General features: G+C 39.0%; 3 protein-coding genes. All 3 read right to left on the reverse strand.

Features of this window, described 5'->3' with window-relative positions; all coding sequences use genetic code 11:
- Positions 1-76: 76 nt before the first annotated feature.
- On the reverse strand, positions 77-1,435 hold the full coding sequence (accC, locus tag VKY50_RS02070) for an acetyl-CoA carboxylase biotin carboxylase subunit (protein WP_324298346.1): 1,359 nt from the start codon (positions 1,433-1,435) through the stop codon (positions 77-79).
- 86 nt (positions 1,436-1,521) lie between these two features.
- Positions 1,522-2,013, reverse strand: a complete 492-nt coding sequence (gene accB / locus VKY50_RS02075) for an acetyl-CoA carboxylase biotin carboxyl carrier protein (protein WP_324298348.1) — start codon at positions 2,011-2,013, stop codon at positions 1,522-1,524.
- A gap of 34 nt (positions 2,014-2,047) precedes the next feature.
- A complete protein-coding gene (locus VKY50_RS02080; protein WP_324298350.1) occupies positions 2,048-3,043 on the reverse strand; it encodes a beta-ketoacyl-ACP synthase III in 996 nt (331 codons plus the stop codon).
- Between the last annotated feature and the right edge of the window lie 34 nt (positions 3,044-3,077).

Genomic DNA, 3,077 nt, shown 5'->3' on the forward strand with positions numbered 1-3,077 from the left:
TATTGTTATTAACGACAAACGGCTTGCAGAAATTGCAAGCCGGTATATTGTCATTGAAATCATAAAAAAAGAAAAACTATTGATCTTCTTCCTTTTTAGGATCCATTTGGAAGTCTTCCATAAATTTTGTAGTGTAATTACCAGCCACGTAATCTGGATGATCCATTAATTGTCTGTGGAACGGAATCGTTGTTTTAACTCCTTCGATAACAAATTCATCCAAAGCACGCTTCATTTTATTAATGGCCTCCTCACGCGTTTGCGCTGTGGTAATTAATTTAGCGATCATAGAATCGTAGTTTGGAGGGATGACATACCCGCTATAGACATGCGTGTCTAGACGAATTCCATGTCCACCAGGTGCATGAAGTGTAGTAATTTTACCTGGTGAAGGTCTAAAATCATTATAAGGATCCTCGGCATTAATTCTACATTCAATTGAATGTAGCTTTGGAAAATAATTTTTACCGGAAATTGGCACACCTGCAGCAACTAAGATCTGCTCACGAATCAAATCGTAATCAATAACTTGTTCGGTAATTGGGTGCTCAACTTGGATACGAGTATTCATTTCCATAAAGTAGAAATTCCGGTGCTTGTCCACTAAAAATTCTACGGTCCCAGCACCTTCGTATTTAATAAACTCCGCTGCTCTTACAGCGGCTTTACCCATTTTTTCGCGTAGATCATCGGTCATAAATGGAGAAGGAGTCTCCTCGGTTAATTTCTGGTGTCTACGTTGAACAGAACAATCTCTTTCTGAAAGGTGACATGCTTTTCCAAATTGATCTCCTACAATTTGAATTTCAATATGTCGCGGCTCTTCAATGAGTTTTTCCATGTACATACCATCATTTCCGAAGGCAGCTCCTGCTTCTTGTTTTGCGCTTTCAAGTGCTTTTTGAAGGTCGTCTTCTTTCCACACTGCTCGCATCCCTTTTCCACCACCTCCTGCAGTTGCTTTAAGCATTACAGGATAGCCCATTTCTTTAGCTAGTTTTCTAGCCTGTTCTAAAGAGTCCAATAACCCATCAGAACCAGGTACTGTTGGAACACCTGCCTCTTTCATCGTTGCTTTTGCAGAGGCTTTATCTCCCATACGGTCAATCATCTCTGGGGCTGCACCTATAAATTTAATGCCGTGTTCTTTACAAATTCTTGAAAAATTAGCATTCTCAGATAAGAACCCATAACCTGGGTGTATCGCATCAGCATTGGTAATCTCTGCCGCTGCTATGATATTGGAGATTTTCAAATAAGAGTCTTTGCTTGGTGCTGGTCCTATACAAACAGCCTCATCTGCAAATCGAACATGTAAACTTTCCTCATCAGCTTTGGAGTAAACCGCAACGGTTTTAATCCCCATCTCTTTACAAGTTCTAATCACACGAAGCGCAATCTCACCCCTATTTGCAATCAGTATTTTTTTAAACATCTCTTGAAACTTTAAATTATCGATTTTAAATTTTAAATCATTTTAAAAGTCCTTTAGAACCTCTAAAACACAGAATTCAAAATTTCTTATGATGGGTCAACCAAAAATAAAGGCTGATCAAATTCAACAGGAGAAGAATCATCAGCCAACACTTTTACGATCTTACCGGAGACCTCAGCTTCAATTTCATTGAAGAGTTTCATCGCCTCAATAATACAAAGTACATCGCCCTTAGCAATGGTATCACCTACTTCCACAAAATTTGGTTTATCAGGAGAAGGTTTTCTATAAAAAGTCCCAATAATAGGAGATTTAATCGTAATATATTTGCTGTATTCCTCTGAAGATTGTGCCGGTGCAGGCGCTGCTTCTGTAGTTGCAGGAGCTTGAGGAGCTACTGGCTGTGTAGGCAAAGCCTGATTTACAGGAATATGCTGAACATACGTTGTCGTCTCACCTTTTTTGTCCTCTGAACCAGTTTTGATGGTGATTTTTACATCCTCTGTTTCAAGCTTCACTTCACTTGCTCCAGATTTTGCCACGAATTTGATTAAACTTTGAATTTCCTTTAAATCCATGATTGTTTCTTATTAGTTTTGAGTTTTGTTTTTACTAACTATTATAGGCCCACTTTAAATAAATTGACCCCCAAGTAAAGCCACCTCCAAAGGCAGCAAATATCAAATTATCCCCTTTTTTTAGTTGGGTTTCGTAATCGCTTAACAATAATGGCAAGGTAGCCGATGTGGTATTTCCGTACTTTTGTATGTTTATCATTACTTTAGACGAGTCGAGTTCCACGCGGTTAGCCGTAGCCTGAATAATCCTCATATTGGCCTGATGTGGCACTAACCACTGAACATCTTCCTTTGTTAGATTGTTGCGATCCATCATCCTTTCAGCAACATCAGCCATATTCGAAACAGCATATTTAAACACTGTTCTACCATCTTGGAAAACAAAATGCTGTTTGTTCTTTACAGTATCCAAAGAAGCGGGAAGTACAGAACCTCCAGCATCGATCTTCAAAAACTCTCTTCCGATACCATCACTCCTTAGATATTCATCCTGCAGTCCTAATCCTTCTTCATTAGGTTCAAAAAGAACTGCTCCTGCACCATCTCCAAATATAATGCATGTGGTTCTATCGGTATAATCTAAAATTGAAGACATTTTATCTGCTCCAATTAATAGTATCTTTTTATAACGCCCCGATTCGATATAACTCGAAGCAGTAGACATCCCATATAGAAAACTTGAGCAAGCGGCTTGAAGATCATATGCAAATGCATTAACGGCACCAATCTCAGAGGCTACATAAGCCGCTGTTGCAGCTACAGGTAAGTCTGGGGTGGCCGTGGCGACAATGACCATGTCGATTTCTTTTGGATCAGCTCCACTTTTTTGCAGCAATTCCTGCGCAGCCTTTATGGCCATAAAAGAAGTACCCTTTCCTTCTTCTTTTAATATGTGCCTTTGTTTGATTCCAGTTCTAGTTGTTATCCACTCATCATTTGTATCTACCATTTCTTCCAACATCTTGTTGGTCAAAATAAAGTCAGGCACATAAGCTCCTACAGCAGTAATAGCTGCCTTAAGTTTACTCATAATTCGCTTAGTTTTTATCAAAAACGTGAAAAAA

This window comes from Galbibacter sp. (assembly GCF_035306585.1).
Taxonomy (GTDB): domain Bacteria; phylum Bacteroidota; class Bacteroidia; order Flavobacteriales; family Flavobacteriaceae; genus Galbibacter.